This window comes from Microvirga flocculans ATCC BAA-817, from assembly GCF_000518665.1.
GTDB classification, from domain to species: domain Bacteria; phylum Pseudomonadota; class Alphaproteobacteria; order Rhizobiales; family Beijerinckiaceae; genus Microvirga; species Microvirga flocculans.
The window spans coordinates 1-18998 of sequence record NZ_JAEA01000013.1 but is presented as its reverse complement, the minus strand read 5'-3'; the positions used below and the strand labels follow the sequence as shown (position 1 = coordinate 18998).

The window sequence follows — 18998 nt, the reverse complement described above, 5'->3', positions numbered from 1 at the left end:
GGGTATACACCTCCATTGGATGACAGCGATGCACAAAGCTGAGCCTAGAATTGAGAAGAATGACGCTCCCGTTCCGGCAGGAGTGCCGGAACTCGCCCGTACGCAGGCAAAGTTCGCTGAAGTCTACCAGGAACGATGCTCAACTGCGATCCAGCGCTACTTGGACGCTGTGAAGGCCGCGAGTGACCCGTTGAACCACAGAAAGGACCATCAGACGACGCCCCTGGAGTTCTGGAGGGATGCTGGCGCCTACTGGCTGGACTTCACCCAGCGCTCCGTCCTGTTCTGGGACACGCTGCGCCAGCGAGGCAACAACTGGGTCGAGCACGAGAAGGCCGGCAAGCCACCGCTGCTGGATTTCGAGTGGGAGACCATTGCGGATGCCCGCACCTTTGAGCATCCGGTGAACTATGCCCTCGTGCGCATCCTTCCGCCGGAGGGCACGAAGACGGATCCTGAGCGGCGCCCCTTCGTCATCATCGATCCACGCGCCGGTCACGGGCCCGGCATCGGTGGCTTCAAGCAGGACTCCCAGGTCGGCGTCGCACTCAAGGCGGGGCATCCGGTCTATTTCGTGATCTTCTTCCCTGAGCCGATTCCCGGACAGACCCTCGCGGACGTCTCGCGTGCCGAGGCCGAGTTTCTCCGCATCGTCGGCGAGCGTCATTCGAGAACCCAGAAACCCGTTATTGTCGGCAACTGTCAGGGTGGTTGGGCCTCCATGCTCGTCGGCGCCATCGAGCCAGACCTTGTAGGGCCTCTCGTCATCAATGGGGCGCCGATGTCGTACTGGGCCGGGAACGACGGCGAAAACCCGATGCGCTATGCCGGCGGCATCCTCGGTGGAACTTGGCCAGCGCTTATGGCCAGCGATCTTGGCGCTGGCACGTTCGACGGCGCTTACCTCGTCGACAACTTCGAGTATCTCAACCCAGCCAACACATACTTCGACAAGTACTACACGCTCTTCTCCAAGATCGACACCGAGCCGGAGCGCTTCCTTGAGTTCGAGCGTTGGTGGGGCGGCTTCTTCCTGATGGGCCGGCAGGAAATCAAATGGATCGTCGAGAACTTGTTCGTCGGCAACAATCTGGCTGCAGGCGACGCCGAATGGTCGGAGGGCCGCGCCTTCGACCTGCGCGCAATCAAGTCTCCGATTATCCTGTTCGCATCCCTTGGTGACAACATCACGCCGCCGCAACAGGCGTTCAACTGGGTGGCCGATCTCTACCCGACCACCGAGGCCCTCAAGGCAAACGGGCAGGTCATCGTGGGCCTGATGCACAAGAGCGTCGGACATCTCGGAATTTTCGTTTCCGGCGCTGTCGCCAAACGCGAGCATACGCAGATTGTCGACCTGATTGAGTACATCGAGCATCTGCCGCCTGGGCTCTATGCCATGGAGGTCGAGGAGCAGAGAACCAACGGAAACGTACGCTATGATGTGATGCTGACTGAGCGGCGGGTCGAGGATCTGCACGTCCTCCAGAAATACGGGCGCAAGGATGAGATCCCGTTTCAAGCCGTTGAGACAGTCTCCGAGACGCTTGCATCCGCTTACGAGACCCTCGCGCATCCGTTCATAGCGGCAATGGTCTCGCCCGCTGCCGCAAAAGCTGCAAGAGCTTTGAATCCCCAGCGCGCGCAACGCTGGGCCATCTCGGACCTCAATCCCTTCCTGTGGCCGCTCAAGGGGATGGCCGACATGGCGAGGGCGAATCGGGCTCCCCGCGACAACGACGGCGCAACGGCCATGATGGAACGCTGGACGGCGGCCATGACCTCCGCTTCGTTGGATCTGTATCGCGACCTGCGCGATGCCTCTGTCGAGAATGCGTTCTTCCGCACCTACAGTCCGGTCAGCCTCGGCATGGCTGTGGAGGACAAGGAAGGCGCTACAGATGAACCCGCCGACGTGCGGAATTCTCCCCTCGTCAAGGAGGCGCTGAGGCATATCAAGGAGGGTGACGGAACGAAGGCCATGGTTCGCACGGCGTTGCTGCTGATGAAGGCAGGCACTGGCCGGCGGCGGCTCTCGACCATGAAACGGGCCCGCGAACTCGTCAGTCGGGACCTCGGCATTCTCGACATGCCGGCAGAGGCCGCTCGCGAGATCATCCGCGATCAGTCGTTCATCGTCGATTTCGAGCCGGTGAAGGCGCTTGTAGCTCTTCCCAAGCTCCTGCGAACCTCCGCCGACCGGCGCAGGCTGCTTGATATGCTCGACCACTTGGAGGGCCGGATCGAGGCCAATCCCAAGCAGCTTGCCGTGATGGACGAGATTAGGCGTCTTCTCGCCGAAGACGAGACTGCAGACAAAACGAATGTCGATCCGATTACGGTGACGCTCGTGGAGCGTGAGGTGGAAAACCGTCCCGGAAGGGTGGCCAAGCATGGATCTGCACGTCACGCACGCGACAACCGGCGCACGAGGGCAAGATCATGAGCGATCAACCGACGGAATTCCTCAAAGCAGCCATCCAATCGAAGATCCTAAGAGGAAAACGGGCTCTCATCCTTGGCATCGCCAACGAGCATTCGATTGCCTATGGGTGCGCCAGGGTCTTCCGCCAGCTCGGAGCAGACCTTGTCGTTACTTACCTCAACGAAAAGGCCCGGCCCTATGTCGAGCCACTCGCCAATGAGCTTGGAGCCTCGATCTTCGCACCATGCGACGTGGGGCTGGACGGCGAGCTCGAAGCGGTCTTCTCGCAGATCCGCGAGAGCTGGGGCAGCCTCGACATCGCGCTCCATTCCATCGCGTTCGCGCCGAAGCAGGACCTGCAAGGGCGTCTCATCGACAGCTCCTCTGAAGGGTTCAAGGTGGCGATGGACATCTCGTGCCACTCGTTCATCCGCATGGCGCGGCTCGCCGAACCTCTGATGCCCGAAGGCGGGACGCTCCTGGCGATGAGCTATCACGGTGCCAACAAGGTGGTTCCGAACTACAACCTTATGGGCCCCGTGAAGGCGGCATTGGAAAGCGCCGTCCGCTACCTCGCTTACGAATTAGGCGACAAACATATCCGGGTGCACGCCGTTTCGCCGGGCCCTTTGAAGACCCGGGCGGCCTCCGGTCTTACGGACTTTGACGTCCTTCTTACCGAGGCCATCGAACGGGCCCCCATCGGCGAGCTGGTCGACATCGACGATGTGGGTCTCACGGCCGCTTATCTGACGACGCCGTTCGCCCGCCGGCTCACCGGGACGACTACCTATGTCGACGGCGGGCTCAGCATCATGGCTTGAGAAGCCTTCATACGGGAGCATCTACGGAGAGGAAAGAGCCGTGCGTTCAGTGGATTCACGCGACGCAATAAAAAGTCGGCAACGGACGGATTCTCCCGAGGCATCGTACGTGGAGAAGGCGCTCGGGCTCGTGCTTCTTCTGATGCTGGCCGTCGGCTGCATCTATGTCTTGACGCCGTTCCTCAACGCCATCTTTCTCGCCGTCACTCTGTGCGTGTCCACGTGGTCCCTGTTTCAGAAGGCCGATAAGCGGCTGGGCCGGCGACCGACCGCCGCGGCTCTGCTCATGACATTGATGACCGCTGGTCTGCTCGTGCTCCCGCTGCTGGCCTTGGGCGCAAATCTGGCGGATGATGTCGCCCGGCTCGCCGCGGTCATCCGATCCACCGTCGATCAGGGGCTGCCGCCGCCCGCTTGGCTGGGACGCGTGCCCTTGGTCGGCCAAGAGGCGCAACGGGTCTGGCTCGAGGCGTCGCAACAGGGCCATGGGCTCGGGCCGGCACTGGCACCCTACGTGGGGCCGGTACGGGAATGGGCTCTCCGCCAGGGCGGGACGCTCCTTTCCGGGACGCTTCAGGTCGCCTTCGCCATCATGTTGGCCTTTTTCCTTTACCGCGACGGCGCCTACGTGGAGCGGCGGCTCGAATGGGCGATGGCACGTCTGGGCGGCTGGCGGGCCCGGCACGTGCTCAAGGCGGCGGGAGCCACGATCAAGAGCGTGGTCAACGGGGTCCTCGGCACCGCGCTGGTCCAGGGCATCCTGCTCGGTTTCAGCTTCTGGCTGGCAGGCGTTCCCGGCGCCATCGTGCTTGGCGCCCTGGGTGTGATCCTGACCCTCGTGCCCATGGGGCTCCTATTGCTCTGGCTGCCGGCGGGCCTGTGGCTGATGTCCGGCGGTCATACGGGCTGGGCCGTGTTCGTGATGGTGTGGAACGGGCTTTTCGTTGGGAACCTCGACAACGTCCTGCGACCGTACCTGATCAGCCGCGGCATTCGAATGCCGATGGTCCTGATCTTGCTCGGCGTGCTCGGCGGCCTCCTGACCTTCGGAATCATTGGCGTCTTCCTTGGCCCAGTCCTGCTCGCGGTCGCCTACACCCTGTTCCAGGACTGGGGTCGCGCCGGCGATACCGCACGATGAGGAGCGCGCGATGAGAACGATCGACCTGCAGGATGCTGTTTCGATGATCCCGGCCGGAGCCACCCTGATGGTCGGCGGATTCATGGGCGTCGGGACGCCGGAGCCGCTGGTCGACGAGCTCGTGCGGCAGCAGAAAGGTGATTTGACGGTCATCGCCAACGACACCGCAGCACCGGGCACCGGCATTGGCAAGCTGATCACGGCCAAACTCCTGCGACGGGTGATCGTGAGCCACATCGGTCTCAATCCCGAGACGCAGCAGCAGATGCTCGCGGGCAGTTTACAGGTGGATCTCGTTCCACAAGGCACGCTCGCCGAGCGCATTCGCGCTGGAGGCTTCGGCCTTGGTGGCATTCTGACTGCGACCGGCATCGGCACGGTCGCTGAGGAGGGCAAGCAGAAGATTGCGGTCGATGGCCGCGACTATCTGTTGGAGCCCGCGCTGCGGGCCGACTTCGCGCTCGTCCATGCCTTTATCGCCGATTACCTGGGCAATCTTTCTTACGTCCTCACGGCGCGTAACTTCAATCCGCTGATGGCTATGGCTGCGGACATCGTCATTGTTCAGGCGGAGAACATCGTGCCTATCGGGGTGGTCTCGCCGGACCATGTCATGACTCCGGCTCCAGTCGTCGATTACCTCATTGCGAAAGGCTGACGCCATGGATGCGCAATCCCTCATTGCCAAACGGATCGCGCAGGAGCTGCGGAACGGAATGCTGGTCAATCTCGGCATCGGCGTTCCGACGCTCGTTGCCAATTTCGTTCCCAAGAACACTCACGTCTTCTTCCAGTCGGAGAACGGCCTCATCGGCACAGGCCCCGTGCCTGAGCCCGGCATGGCACTCCCGTGGTTGACCGACGCCGGCGGAAAACCTGTCACCGCTCTGCCTGGCGCGTCCACCTTCGACAGCGCGATGTCCTTCGGCCTGATCCGGGGCGGACATCTCGACCTGACGGTGCTCGGCGGTCTGCAGGTCGACCAGCACGGACGCCTCGCCAATTGGATGGTGCCAGGCAAGATGGTGCCTGGCATGGGCGGCGCCATGGACCTTGTAGCCGGGGCAAAGCGCGTTATCGTGGCCATGCACCACACTGCGAAGGGCCGTTCGAAGATCGTCCGAGAATGCTCGTTGCCGCTCACGTCGGACCGGCCGGTGGATCTTGTCGTCACGGAACTCGCGGTGATCGGCTTCCCGGATGGCAGGGCCACACTTCTGGAGACACAGAATGGCGTCACGGTCGAGGAGGTCGTCGCCGCGACGGAGGCCGAACTCACGATATCCCCTGAACTGTCCAAGTCAATAACCTCGATGGCTGCGTCCGGAGCCGTCGAAACACCGTCCACGGGAGAGGCCATATGACCGCATCGCTCAACGCTGCCGCACCCCACAATCTGCCGATCTTTATCCCCGCACCTGGCGGGACCGATGTTCTTATGGTGATCATGGCGGTGTTTCTGGTGCTCTCCGTGCTGGCGGTCGGGTTGCTATTCCTGCGGTTGCATACGCTGCCCGAGCGGATCGCCCATAGGGGCCACAAGCTCCAGTTCGAAATCGTCGCTGTGCTGGGCCTTCTGGCTCTGTTCACCCACATGCATATCTTCTGGGTGATCGGGCTGCTGCTCGCGCTGATCGATATCCCTGACTTTGGAGGCACGCTCAACAGGATGGCCGGATCTCTTGAGAGGATCGCCGGCGTCCCGCCAGGCAAGGGTGCAGACGAGGCCCCGGACGACAGCATTGCCTCCGTCTCGCGGGGCGAGGGCACCGTCGAAGTGCCCAAGACCATCGCCTTGCCCCGCACAGCGAAGGAGCAGTCCCATGCTTGAGCTTTTACTCTGCTCGATGCTGACGATCCTGCCGGACTATCTCTACCGCCGTTATGGCCAGGGCAAGCGGCTTGGCAAGGAGATTACGCTCTACTCAGTGTGGTTCGAATTGAGGTGGGGAATCGTCTTATGCCTGATGCTCACCATCGGGCTGATCACGACCGTCTTCTACAACCACCCGGCGACAACGAACGCCACGGCGTTCTTCCGCACCATCCCGATCCTGCCCGAGACCAACGGGCGTGTGGCTGAAATCTACGTCGACGGCGTGAGCGGCCCGGTCAAACAGGGTGCACCGATCTTCCGTCTGGACAGCTCGAAACAGGAGGCGGCTGCTGAGACGGCCCGTCGCAAGATTGCCGAGACCGACGCCGCCATGGTGGTCGCTCAGGCTGACATCCAGGCGGCCGAGGGAAAGCTCCAGGAAGCCAGGAGCGCCTATCAGCAGGCTGTCGATGAGCTTGAGACCAAGCAGGAGATCTATCGGCGCAACCCGGGCGCCGTGGCCACGCGGGATATCGAACGGCTGCAGGTTGCCGTGCAGGGCCGCCAAGGCAGCATCGACGCGGCCACCGCCGCTAAACAGCAGGCCGAGGCGCAACTCTCCACGTTTCTCCCTGCTCAGAAGGCCAGCGCCGAGGCCGAGCTGTCTCAGGCCGAGGTGGATCTGTCGAAGACCGTCATCCGTGCCGGTGTGAGCGGTCGGGTTGAGCAGTTCACGCTGCGAGTGGGCGACATCGTCAACCCGCTCATGCGTCCGGCGGGGGTCCTGATTCCGGAGGGTGCCGGGCAGGGCCGCCTGCAGGCCGGTTTCGGGCAAGTCGAAGCCCAGGTCATGAAAGTCGGCATGGTGGCCGAGGCCGCCTGCGCGTCGAAGCCCTGGACGGTGATCCCGATGGTTGTCACCGGTGTGCAGGATTTTATCGCAGCGGGCCAGTTCCGCAGCGGCGAACAGTTGGTCGACCCGCAGCAGGTGACGCGGCCGGGAACCATCTTTGTTTTCCTTGAACCCCTCTACGAGGGCGGGTTCGAAGGCGTCACCCCTGGCAGCAGCTGCATCGTCAATGCCTATACCAGCAATCACGAAGAAATCATTGCCCCCGAGACCAGCACGATGCGGCGGGTCGTTCTCCATGTGGTGGACGGTGTTGGTCTCGTGCATGCCATGATCCTGCGCATCCAGGCGCTGCTATACCCGATCCAGACGCTCGTGCTCGGTGGCGGACACTGACATCAACAGCAGGGAGGAATGCTATGGCCGCTATCCTATTCGAGCTGATTTCGCCGGAGCGGATCTTGTTCTCCGGTGAGGTGCGGGCGGTGATGCTCCCTGCAACCGAGGGCGACATGACGGTCATGCCCGGGCATGTGCCGACCATGGTGATGCTTAACCCAGGCATCGTTGCGATCACTGACGTTCAGGGACACGGGCACCGCGCTTTTGTCCGTGGCGGGTTCGCCCAGATCACTGGCGACAGCGTCACACTTTTGGTCGAGCGAGCTCTGCCTCCTGAAGAGCTCACCCGCGAGAGCCTCAACGAGGAGATCCTCCGCCTGGAAACCATGCGCGAGGGCATGCGCGACGACAAAGCCCGCAGGGAGGCGGATTTTGCCCTCAGTCGCCTGGAGCAAGTGAGAACAACCCTCTCATTCTGAGAAATGATCTAAACCAGCGAGGATGAAACATGGCCACGGCAGCGAAAAGAACAATGTCTGACACATTGCGCAGCGCACAGGAAATTGCCCTGTTGAGTGGTAACAATCAGGCGCAGGCAAAGGCCACTGAAACCTGGTTTACGGCAACCGCCGAATGTCAACGCGAGATGATCGGCTTCGTCTCAATGCGCCTTTAGAAGGACGCCGCGACAACCCGCGAGATCATGGGTTGCAAGAACATCGCGGACATCGCGGCAATCCAGTCACGCTGGATGGAGGAAACCCTGCGCGACTACAATGCTGAGATGGGCAAACTGATGACCATCTGCACGAAGTCCTTGAATGGCGGAGCCGGCCTCAAGGAATGATCGCTTTTAGACCCTATCGCCTTCAGGACGGATTCTATCCGCGTCAGGTGTAGGATGCCCGTTCATATAGCTCATACCCGATTACTTGGGACTGGAAGCGGATCTGGGTCACGGCGGACGCCAACAAGAGCCGTCAGAGGCGGCCTGTAGGGCGTCCAGGGACAAACGGCTAGGAACAGAAAGACTGCTGCCAGCATCGGCCCGGGATTAATAGAGCAGAACGAGAGCGATAGCGGCGGCCGGGACTGCAACATAATTGACAAGACAGGCCTTTTCGATCAACCGCAAATCGCGAATTGCGGAGTAATATCGGCGAGCTTTGCGCCGTTCCCGGTCGCGAACATCAGCTCGCTCAAGGCGATCGCAACAGGAACACCGATCGTTGCATCCAGGGGCATCCGGAATCCCTCCGGCACCGGGTCTTTTCCCTCTCAGAGAGCCATCATGGCGACGATGACAGGCCCCCACGCCGTCAGGAGTATGTTTCCGATAGCGTAGGGGACCGTGTAGCCGAGCGCCGGGATGCTGCTTTGCGCCTCGTCCTGAACGGTGCGCAGAGCTGCCGTAATGGTGCCGGCACCGGCACATGCGCCGAGAACGATGAGTGGGTTCATCTTCAGGATATAACGACCAAAAAGGATGCCGAGGGTGTGGGGCAGCAGGGCCGATACGAGGCCGACGAGGGCGAGGCTCAACCCTGTTCTCTGCAAACCTGAAATGAAGCTGGGGCCTGCGCTCAAACCCACGATACCAATAAACATGCAAAGCCCGACCGTGTCGAAGATCCAGATGGCAGGCTCGGGAATGCGGCCGAAGATTGGATAGACCGAGCGGAGCCAGCCGAACACGAGGCCCATGATCAAGGCGCCGCCGCTAGCGGTGAGCGTAAGAGGGACGCCCCAGACGACAACCGAGTAAATGCCGATCAGGCCGCCGAGGAAGATGCCGATTCCGACGAAGATCATATCGGTTGCCGAGGTATGCCTGTCGGGATAGCCCAGCTCCTTCGCTGCACGTTCGACCTCGGGCAGGGGGCCGATCAGGCGCATCACGTCGCCCCGGTCGATCAGGCTGTCTGGTGAAATCGGCATCTCGACACCGGATCGTGTGAACTTGGAGAGATAGACACCGCGCGAATATTCGCGGCGCGCCAGGTCACCCAGCGTCTTGCCATCCAGATTGCGATTGGTAACGACTACGTCCAGGGCCTCGACGGGAATGTCGAGCAAAGCCATGTCGCTGACCTCGGGGCCGATGACATCTCCACGTAGGGCATGAATTTCCTGTCTGCCGATGATGGCAATCACATCGCCTTCGCAGATGACGAGATCCGGAGCGGATTCTAGGATCTCATCGCCGCGACGAACGCGAAGGATAAAGACGCGAGCCTCTTTAGGAAGCTTTTCGATTTCGGAAATCGTCTTGTCGAAGAGTTGCGGGTTGGCCACCCGATAGGCGCGAATGTCGTAAGAGCGGGCCGCTGACATAACGCCTTCCGCAGTTTCGCTGACTGTGCCGGATTCGGCTCGCATCCGCTCTGCTTCCTTCTTGAGGCTGATCCCCATGAGCTTGGGGCCGATGGTCGGGATGTACCAGACGAGCGCAGCCGTTCCGACAAGGTAGGTCACGGCATAGGCAACGGGGATGTTGTTGACGAGAGCGGTCCGCTCTGCTTCCGGCAACGAAAGACGCTGGATGGCTTCGCCGGCAGTGCCGATGACAGTCGATTCCGAGAAGGCACCGGCCAGCAATCCCGCTGCGGTGCCGACGTCATAGCCCAGGAGCCTCGACAGCAGGAAGGCTGTCAGCAGGCAGGAAACGCACACGACGACAGTCAACGCCATCTGTGGGATCGCGTCGCTCTTCAGTCCGCGAAAGAATTGCGGCCCGACCTTGTAGCCTGTCGTGAAGAGAAAGAGATCGAAGAAGATCGTCTTCACGAGCGGGGAAACCTTGATGTCGAGCTGGCCAATGAGAACGCCGGCCAGGAGACAACCGACAACAATCCCGAGGCTGAAGCTGCCGAACTTCAATCGGCCGATCAGAAAGCCCACGGCAATCGTCAGGAAGATCGCGAGTTCCGGATTGTTGCGAAGAGCTGAAACGATATATTCCATGTTCTCCTCCCGGATACCCGATGTTTCTCGCGGTCCTTGGCCTTTGTCTTCCTTTCGAGTGCGATGGCTTCACTACTGCGCGAGCACCATGGCGAAGTACCCGAAGACGGTCAGCAGCACGCCCGAGACGGCATAGGCCACAGGGAAGCCGATCCAGGGCACGTTGCTCTGGATTTCCACCGCGGCCTCGCGGCATGGTCCCGAGTGGCTGCGAGCGCCTGCGACGCCGCCCATGAGTACGGCGGGATTCATCTTGAAGATATAGTACCCGATCATCCACACGATAACGGGTGGGATCGAACAGGCGACGAAGCCGACGATGAAAATCTTGAGGGCGATTGTGCCGGTCAGCTGCGTCAGCAGTGAGTTGCCCGCATTGATGCCGACGATAGCGACGAAGACCACAAGTCCGAGGTCTTCCAGAATGTTGCGCGCCGCGTTCGGCGTGTTGCCGAAGAACCGCAGGCGGGAGGCGATGGAGGACACGATCACACCCGACACCAGCAATCCGCCCGCATTGCCGAGGCCGACGGAAGCGCCGAAGGCCGGAAACTGGATCGCGCCGATCAGGAACCCAAGGATCATGCCGATGGCCAGGGTCAGGAGATCGGTTGCCGTGCTCGGCCTGACGACGCGTCCGAACATCGCTCCGACACGGGATACGGCATCCTTCAGGCCGACGACCGTCACCACGTCCATTCGTTGCAGCTTGGTGTCCTTGCCGATGGGAATGGGCACGCCGGACCGTTCGAGTTTTGTCACCTGCACCTGATTGGCATCCGGAAGTTCCCGCAATTCCTTATGGGTCAGCTTCAGAATTTTCGCGTTTGTGACGAGAATGTCGGCAGTATCGAGCGGAATGTCCAAAGCCGTACGGTCCGAGACCTCTGGGCCGATAAGCCCCATCTTCTCGGTCATGACTTCGCGCCGTCCGCCAAGGGCAATCACATCGCCGAGTTTGAGGGCGAGGGCGTCGGTCACGTGCTGCGGCGTACCGTCTCGCACGACGTTGACAACGCGGTATTCCGGGTTCTGGGACAGAAGCGTTCCGACCGTCGCGCCATCCCAAACTTTGTTATCGAGCCGATAGGCGCGGATCGCACCGGGGGTCCATCCTGTGAGAGGAGGCGTGTCACCACTGGCGACGCCATGCTCGACCTCATACTGGCGGGCCGCTGCTTTCGCATCCACACCCCACCAGGCCGGCAGGTATTTCGTAATCAGGATGATGCCGACCGTGCCCCAGATATAGGTGATGCCATAGGCAAGCGCAATCATCGAGGTGGCCTGTTCGGGTGTCGTGCCTGCGGGCAAGGTTACCACACCGGCATTGATTGCCTCTTCCGCAGAGCCGATGGCAGCCGACATGGTCTGGGAGCCAGCCAGCATGCCGCCGGCCGCCCCGGGCGGCAGGTCGAACAGCCTGGCCCCTGCGACCACAAGCCCAAGACCGAGGATGCAACTGACGAAGGCGAGCAGGGTGAACTTCAATCCATCGCGTCCAAGACTGTTCATGAAGGATGGCCCGACGCGCAGGCCCACGCCGTACATGAACAGGTAGTAGAACATGGACTTGGTGAAGTTATCGAGTGCGAGCGTCACGCCATAGGACGAGGCCCATACGGAGAGGCCACATCCAACGATGATCGCCGCAGCCACCATGCCAAGACCATATCCGCCGATGCTCTGCCGACCGATCCAGACGGCGAGCCCGACGGTGAGAAAGAGCAAGATGTAAGGGTTGGATGCAAGAAAATGAAAGAAGCTCGACATGACGCATCATCCTACTTTTCGCTGCCCGCTTGCCTAATGCCTAGCTTGCCTTGCCGCGGAGCTTGTCGGCGCGCAGAAGCTTGAGCCCCTTCGCAGATTCGTAGCCGTGGATTTCCTTCACATCGAGCTTGCGCATGAAGTCGATTGTCTCAAAGGTGATGACCTGTCCAGGCACCATGATCGGAAAACCCGGCGGGTAGGGGATCACGAAATTGGCTGAGACAAGCTCAGGCCCTTCTTTCAGACGCTTGTCGACCTCTGGGCTGGACAGCGGAAGGTATTCGCAGTCCTCTTCCACATAGGCCCCGAAGAAGGCAGTCCGGATGTCCCCCTCGACGGTCCTCTTGCCGGCGTCGTTGCGGAAGGCTTCGTGGAAGCAGCTGAAGTTTGGAAGGTCGGGCACATCCTCCATCAGCGACTTGACGCGAGCATTGAAACTCGTCTGAACGGTCTCGCCGCCGGCTTGAAGCCGATCCTCGATTTCGCGGGAGATCTCAACGAGAACGCGAACGAGATGAGCGACGTCGCTGCGCGTATTGTTGATATTGGACTGCAGCAGAACCGAGTTGCGCGAAGTCTTGTTCAATTGAATGTTGAACTTGCTCGCCAGGAGCCCCTTGAACTGGGTGCCGTCGAAACCTGCCGTGCCGCACACCAGTGTCATGCGCGTCGGGTCGAGGTAGAATTCGTCCTGGCGCATGGCCTTGACGATATCGCCCCAGTTCGTTCCGGGCTTGAGAAAATCAACGAATCCGGATGACCGATATTCATCCGGGATCATCTCGTCGGCACCGAGGATCCGGAAGTACTTCGAGATGAGGGGGTGCTTATTGACGGCTTCGCGGATCTTGAGGGCGATGGAGATTGCATTCATCACCAGTCCGTATCCCTCCAGCTCCATCTGGCGACGCGCCACATCGAGGCTTGCGATCAGTTGCTGATTGGGGCTCGTCGATGCATGCGTGAAGACCGCTTCATGGAACTGGCTCTCCACATGGGCGAAGTCCACGTCGTGGACGAGGACCATCGAGCCCTGCCTGATAGCCGACATCGACTTATGCGTAGAGTTCGTCTGATAGACCCGCAATCGTATCTTCCGTGGATCAGGGACAAGACGGGTCTTGAGCAGAACATCTTCTGAAGGGCTCTTGCCGATCTCTGCCTGCTGCCGCTCGTAGGAATGGATGGCTTCGGGGCTTCGCATCCATTCTTCGAGGACGTGAGCCGCGCCCATGGCCGTGCGCGGACGCAAGAAGGGTGACCAGTGCGCGAAACCAGACCAGGCCTCGTCCCACAGAAAGATCAGGTCAGGCTTGATGGCGAGGCATTCCTCCATGACCCGGCGGGTGTTGTACATGTGACCATCGAAGGTGCAGTTCGTCAGATCGAGCAGACGGAGCTTATCGAGCCTCCCTTCCGCCTTGAGGTCGAGCATGGCCTTCTTGATCGCTTGAAGCGGGACCGCGCCGTACATCGAGTACCGGGTCAACGGAAATGCCTCCACATAGAGAGGCTGCCCGCCGCTGAGCACCATGCCGTAATGATGCGATTTATGGCAGTTGCGGTCGACGATAGCGATGTCGCCAGGTTTCATCAGCGCCTGCACAACCATCTTGTTGCTGGTGGAAGTACCATTTGTGACGAAGAAGACGCGCTGCGCTCCAAAAGCGCGGGCGGCATATTCCTGCGCCTTCTTGATATTCCCTGTCGGTTCCAGGAGGCTGTCGAGGCCGCCGGTCGTGGCGCTGCTCTCCGCTAGGAAGAGATTGATTCCGTAGAATTCGCCCATGTCGCGGATCCATTCCGACTTGAAGACGGACTTGCCGCGAGCGATAGGCAAAGCATGGAAAGTTCCGATAGGACGCTGAGCATATTTCTTTAGATTGTCGAAGAACGGGGTCTCGTAGCGCGCTGCAATCCCCTCCAGAATGGAGAGGTGCAGTTCCAACGGCTCTTCGACTGCGTAGAAGATGCGGCGAATGCAATCAGCCTTCGGATCACCCGCGATAGCTTCGACATTACGATCCGATAGCAGATAGATATCGAGTTCCGGCCTGATGGTTTTCAGAATCCTTGCGAGATCAATGCCCGATCCTTCGTCGCTCCGATAATGGAGGATTGGATCGAGGAGTTCGCGCAAGACCGGCGCGTCATGGCGAGATCGATATGTCATGTCGTCAGTGGTGACGACAGCGGCGATTCTTGGATTTACGATGGCGGCGCAGAAGGCATCCTCAAAAGAGCTGACGAAGACGGGTTCATAGATGAACTCGTCTTCGCGGCGTCGCATATGTCGGATCTCATCACAAAGAGCGGGCCAACGTTCTTGTGGTTGTGCCGTGACGAACAATGTTTCGAAGGAGGGACGTTTGTGCTCGCCAAAGCCAAAGGCGTTCGGCAATAATTCCGCAAAATCTGTTTCACCGGCACCGGATTCATCTGTTGATTCCGTAAGGTCACGATTCATCAACACCGCTTCGGATATGCGCCGTATGAGCCCATGCGTTCCTTTCACATCATCGTTCTTCATATGCTCATGCAACAGCCTCATGATCTTAGGGCCAGGGCTTGCATGAAATTCTTCCAAAACCGCAAGGTCAGCGAGAGCCGCCTTCAACTCCTCAGGACAGCTTTTGCCGGCCTGCCAACGAGACGCAATGTTCTCCACGTTCCTCCAGCTATCCGCCCTCCCAGCATGGAGAATGAAGAATGCGTCAATGCGCTCGTGGGCTGTTTTTGACATCGCCAACCTCCCCATCCTGACCCGGATACGGGGGCAGGATGTTCTGTGCAATGCTACGCAGCGAGAGTTTTGGCGCTTGATCGGTTAGGACATTAGCTTGACTTTTTGGGACAAAGGATGCGGCTTATAAAGGGAATAGTCCCAAATAGTTACGCTTGATGTACGAGTTAACTTTGAAACATATGCGCGGTCCTGCGTATCATTCTGCAGCAAGGTCAGCCAAGCTCTATGCGTAGAGTATAAGGGCGTCTCTATTAGAAGTCCTGCTGAACACCCAGACGTGTTTCTCTCTGACGTCCCGAGCCCGTTCAGCCTGTCTCAGTGTTGTAGGACATACCGTCATATCCTACCCGCGTTCAGAGCGACCAATAGGCGGTTCGTGAGCCCACGCTATCGAAAGGGCCAAAATGGCTCAAAGGCTTGAATGGCTTATGAGCCATCTTCGACGCCACCTACCTGGTCCGCGCTGAAACTCCAAGACTCAGCTTTCTCCGACGAGGGCCTTAGCGATATGAAGGATATCGCTTGGTCGTCCGTCGCAAAATGCCAAGCGATTGTCCCAGACGATCAAGCACACCCACTGAAAAGGATCAAAAGTCTAGCCTGTGCCGACCCATATCGTGCACCCATCGAAGAGGGCGGATCATGATGAGCAAGCTTTTCTTGGCACCTTACGCTCCAACGATGAGTGCTCTTGTTCCTGACGACATCGACGCTCGATTGGGATTATCGCCCGGCCTAACGGACCAAGATATGGGACTGGGATCGGCAGCGGGTCCGAGTGAGGGTGAGTTCTGATGCACAAGATCATCACACTCGCATTCGTCCCGGTCATCGCAACAATGCCGGCACTCGCTGCTCCGGGCGTGACGACCGTCAGCGTCAATTTCCGCTCAGGGCCCGGAACAAACTTCTCCTCGATTCGGACGCTCCCGGCCAACACAGCTGTCGACATTGGCGATTGTCAGGAATCCGGCAGTTGGTGCGCCGTCACCTTGAAAGGGCAGCGTGGTTTCGTCAGCGGACGTTATCTGGAGGAAAGCAAGGATCCGGAGGGATGGCCTCGTAGCTATGAGGTCGGCCAGGGGCGGATGGTGCTCTTCCAGCCGCAAGTCACCGAGTGGACCGACTTCACGACCATTGAGGCTCTGGTGGCGGCCGAGTATGTGAAGGCACCCAACGCCAATCCGGTCTTCGGCGTCATCGGGCTTAAAGGAGCGACCTCTCACGACGAGGATGCCGGCGAGATCGTCATCAGCGATCTGACCGTCACTCAACTCAACTTCTCCGGACTTGATCGCGCCGACCTGACGGCGCTCTCGGTCGAAGTCGGCAAGATCCTGCCGACGGGCCCCATTACGGTCTCGGAGACACGGGTGACGGCGAGTCTTGCCGAGCAGAAGCGCATGACGGACGTGACGGGCCTCAAGGCGGATCCGCCGCGGATCCTCACGTCGAATACACCGTCGATCCTGGTTCAGAGCGACGGTGAGGCCGCCTTCGCACCCGTGAAGGGCAAGACGGGTCTGTCCTTCGTGGTCAACACGAACTGGGATCTGTTCCGGATTGACGAGGGTGGCGCTCTCTACCTGCGCGATGACACCCACTGGCTGACCGCCGCCTCAATCAATGGTCCATGGGCTCCTGTCAGCGAACTCCCTGCGCTGCTGACCGACCTGCCCGATGACAGCAACTGGGCCGATGCGCGTGGTGCCATTCCGCCGGAGCCGTATCAAGACGGCAACGTACCTAAAGTGGTCACCACCGATACACCGGCCGAGATGATCCTGTTCAATGGTGCGCCCAAGCTCGAGAATGTGCCGAAGACCTCGCTGCAATGGGCCTCCAATACCGAGTCGGACGTCTTCTTCGATAAGAGCGGGAAGCAGTGGTACGTGCTCCTGTCGGGCCGCTGGTTCCGGGCCGCGACCCTGGACGGGCCATGGGCGTTCGCGACCCTCGACCTTCCGGCCGACTTCCGCAACCTTCCCGAGGATGCACCGTACTACGCAGTGCGGGCGTCGGTGCCCGGAACGTCGGAAGCCGCCGAGGCACGTTTGAAAGCCAGCATTCCCACGACCGCCCGTGTCGAGGCAGGCTCGATCACGCCGACGGTGGCTTATGCGGGCGACGCCCAGTTCGCGCCCATCGAGACAACGGATCTGTCCCACGCGACCAACACCACCGACACAGTGATCCAGGTCGGGCAGCGATACTTTCTGCTTCAGGACGGAGTTTGGTTCGCGTCTGACAATCCGAATGGCCCCTGGCAACTCGCCCGCGAGGTTCCAGACGCCATCTACGCGATTCCGCCATCCTCACCGGTCTACAACGCTACCTACGTTCGCGTGTATGGGACGGAGCCCGATGCAGTCTGGTACGGCTACACCATGGGTTATCTCTCCGGCTTCCTGGCCTGGGGCACCTATGTCTACGGCACGGGCTGGGCGTATCCGCCGTACTGGTACAGCTGGCCCGGCTATGCTTACCCGATCTACTACCCGCGACCGGCTACGTGGGGGATCGGCGCTTACTACAATCCGATTCGCGGGATGTACGGCCGCTATGGCTACGCGTACGGGCCGTATCGCGGCATTGCCGGAGCACGGACTTGGAATCCGGCGACAGGCGCTTATGGCCGCGCGGGTGCTGCTTGGGGGCCGCGGGGATCCGCCGGTTTCGTCGGTGCCTACAATCCGCGCACGGATGCAGGCGGCTACTTTGCGGGTGGGCGCAACGTATACGGGGCGTGGAAGTCCGCCGGGGTCAAGCGAGGGGCCGAATGGGCGCGGGTGACGGCGCGGGATACCACCACGGGCGGCTCGGCGCTGCGCTGGAATACCTCGAATGGTCAGGGCTTCATCCGCGAGGGCCGGCGCGGCGACATTTACGCGGGCCGCGACGGCAACGTCTACCGCAACACAGGTGAAGGCTGGCAGCGCTTTGACGGCGGCTGGCAGGATGTGGCACAGCCGAAAAGCGGCGCGCTTCTCGGCCGCGGCGAAGGACGAGAGGGCCTCTCGCCGGAAGGCCGTGAGCGACTGCAAGAGCGGAGTGCGGGACGGCTTGGTGAAATCGCGGGAGCGGGCGCCGCCGGTGCGGCGGGTGCGGCTCTCGGTCAGCGGCTGGCAGGCGAGGGCGGGCAGACCCGCCGGGACCTCACCGGTGGCGGCGCAGGGCGGGAGCGGACGGCGCAACGCCCGCCCGGAGATCGTCAGGCGCAACGACCCACGCCCACGCAACAGCGCCCTTCGGTTCCATCCCGGTCGCCGGGGCAGGAACGGGCCATAGCCCAACAGCGACCAGCTCAACAACGCCCGGCGACGAAGGAGCGTCAGGTGGCGCAGCCGCGCCCGACGGCATCGCGCCCGGCCGGCGGCCAGCCGCTGCCCTCGAACCTGATGCGGGACGTCGAGGCACGGAACCTTGGAAACCAACGGCAGATCGCAAGTCGACAGTTGGCTGGACCCACGTCACCGCAGTTCTCGCGCCACCAGTCATCGTTCTCAGCGCAGCGCAGCGTCAGGCCGCCGGCAGGCTTTGGAGGGGGAGGAGGATCTCGTGGCGGCGGGTTCGGAGGCCGCGGAGGAGGACGCCGCTAGACACCGCATCTGAGCGATCATCCCCTTACTGATCAGGAGATGATCGGACGGTTCCGCCCCCGGTTCGCGCATCCAATCAGCGCTTCCAAGGTTTGGCGTCGATCGTCCAGTGATATCTCTCAGCCGATTTCGCAGCGCCGGTCGACGCGACTGACCGGAGCGCTCATGCATCAGCCAACCTCTTGAGGCCAGTGGCCCGTTCCGCCGGGGCTTCCTGCTCCCGTGTCCGATGCGGCCTTTGTCTTTGGCGTCCTGATCTGCGTCTTGCGGCCTCGGTTTTTCTCTTGCGTGGCGGGATTGATTCTTGCGGGCGCAGGGCAGGGACGGCGTGTGGAGTTTTGTTGGGGCGTGCTCCAAATGCCAAAAGCCCTCCGCGCGGGTCGCGCTGGAGGGCTTTTTTGTGTTGGTTGCGGGGACAGGATTTGAACCTGTGACCTTCAGGTTATGAGCCTGACGAGCTACCGGGCTGCTCCACCCCGCGTCATGGTGTGTGAGCCGTTTGCGGCTCAAACGCGAAC

14 protein-coding genes and 1 tRNA gene are annotated in these 18998 nt (G+C 60.9%); 11 read left to right on the top strand and 4 right to left on the bottom strand.

Annotated elements, in window-relative coordinates:
* Positions 1-28 precede the first annotated feature (28 nt).
* The 10 genes from L879_RS0115185 to L879_RS24350 all read left to right on the top strand — a co-directional run bounded on the left by L879_RS0115185 (position 29) and on the right by L879_RS24350 (position 8245).
* Complete coding sequence (locus tag L879_RS0115185; protein ID WP_027316860.1) at positions 29-2446, top strand: DUF3141 domain-containing protein; 2418 nt, start codon at positions 29-31, stop codon at positions 2444-2446.
* The gene (gene fabI, locus L879_RS0115180; RefSeq protein ID WP_051435342.1) at positions 2443-3249 is read left to right on the top strand and encodes an enoyl-ACP reductase FabI; all 807 of its coding nucleotides are present in this window, start codon (positions 2443-2445) and stop codon (positions 3247-3249) included. Before L879_RS0115185 ends, fabI begins: the two co-directional genes overlap by 4 nt.
* A 109-nt stretch (positions 3250-3358) precedes the next feature.
* A complete protein-coding gene (locus tag L879_RS0115175; RefSeq protein WP_027316858.1) occupies positions 3359-4390 on the top strand; it encodes an AI-2E family transporter in 1032 nt (343 codons plus the stop codon).
* 10 nt (positions 4391-4400) lie between these two features.
* Complete coding sequence (locus L879_RS0115170; RefSeq protein WP_027316857.1) at positions 4401-5048, top strand: CoA transferase subunit A; 648 nt, start codon at positions 4401-4403, stop codon at positions 5046-5048.
* A 4-nt stretch (positions 5049-5052) separates the two neighbouring features.
* A complete protein-coding gene (locus tag L879_RS0115165; protein WP_027316856.1) occupies positions 5053-5754 on the top strand; it encodes a 3-oxoacid CoA-transferase subunit B in 702 nt (233 codons plus the stop codon).
* Positions 5751-6221 carry a hypothetical protein gene (locus L879_RS0115160; protein ID WP_027316855.1) on the top strand — a complete coding sequence of 157 codons (471 nt, stop codon included), beginning with the start codon at positions 5751-5753 and terminating at the stop codon, positions 6219-6221. The genes L879_RS0115165 and L879_RS0115160 overlap by 4 nt, the downstream gene beginning before the upstream one ends.
* On the top strand, positions 6214-7452 hold the full coding sequence (locus tag L879_RS0115155) for an HlyD family secretion protein (protein WP_027316854.1): 1239 nt from the start codon (positions 6214-6216) through the stop codon (positions 7450-7452). The genes L879_RS0115160 and L879_RS0115155 overlap by 8 nt, the downstream gene beginning before the upstream one ends.
* Before the next feature lie 23 nt (positions 7453-7475).
* Positions 7476-7877 carry an ATP synthase F1 subunit epsilon gene (gene atpC, locus L879_RS0115150; RefSeq protein WP_027316853.1) on the top strand — a complete coding sequence of 134 codons (402 nt, stop codon included), beginning with the start codon at positions 7476-7478 and terminating at the stop codon, positions 7875-7877.
* Between the two features lie 29 nt (positions 7878-7906).
* Entirely contained in the window at positions 7907-8074 is a 168-nt protein-coding gene (locus tag L879_RS24355) for a hypothetical protein (RefSeq protein ID WP_245265244.1), read from the top strand.
* Between the two features lie 27 nt (positions 8075-8101).
* Positions 8102-8245 (top strand): hypothetical protein, encoded by a 144-nt coding sequence (locus L879_RS24350; RefSeq protein ID WP_245265243.1) that lies wholly within the window; start codon positions 8102-8104, stop codon positions 8243-8245.
* 431 nt (positions 8246-8676) lie between these two features.
* Here L879_RS24350 and aspT read toward each other — a convergent pair whose 3' ends face one another.
* The 3 genes from aspT to L879_RS0115125 all read right to left on the bottom strand — a co-directional run bounded on the left by aspT (position 8677) and on the right by L879_RS0115125 (position 14878).
* The gene (aspT, locus tag L879_RS0115135) at positions 8677-10362 is read right to left on the bottom strand and encodes an aspartate-alanine antiporter (protein WP_027316852.1); all 1686 of its coding nucleotides are present in this window, start codon (positions 10360-10362) and stop codon (positions 8677-8679) included.
* A 72-nt stretch (positions 10363-10434) separates the two neighbouring features.
* A complete protein-coding gene (locus L879_RS0115130; RefSeq protein ID WP_027316851.1) occupies positions 10435-12135 on the bottom strand; it encodes an aspartate:alanine exchanger family transporter in 1701 nt (566 codons plus the stop codon).
* 40 nt (positions 12136-12175) lie between these two features.
* Entirely contained in the window at positions 12176-14878 is a 2703-nt protein-coding gene (locus L879_RS0115125; RefSeq protein WP_027316850.1) for an aminotransferase class I/II-fold pyridoxal phosphate-dependent enzyme, read from the bottom strand.
* An 842-nt stretch (positions 14879-15720) separates the two neighbouring features.
* On the opposite strand from L879_RS0115125, the gene L879_RS0115115 reads away from it, so the two are divergent.
* Entirely contained in the window at positions 15721-18480 is a 2760-nt protein-coding gene (locus L879_RS0115115; protein WP_245265242.1) for an SH3 domain-containing protein, read from the top strand.
* A 404-nt stretch (positions 18481-18884) separates the two neighbouring features.
* On the opposite strand, the gene L879_RS0115110 is transcribed toward L879_RS0115115, so the two are convergent.
* Positions 18885-18961, bottom strand: a tRNA-Met gene (locus tag L879_RS0115110).
* Positions 18962-18998 lie beyond the last annotated feature (37 nt).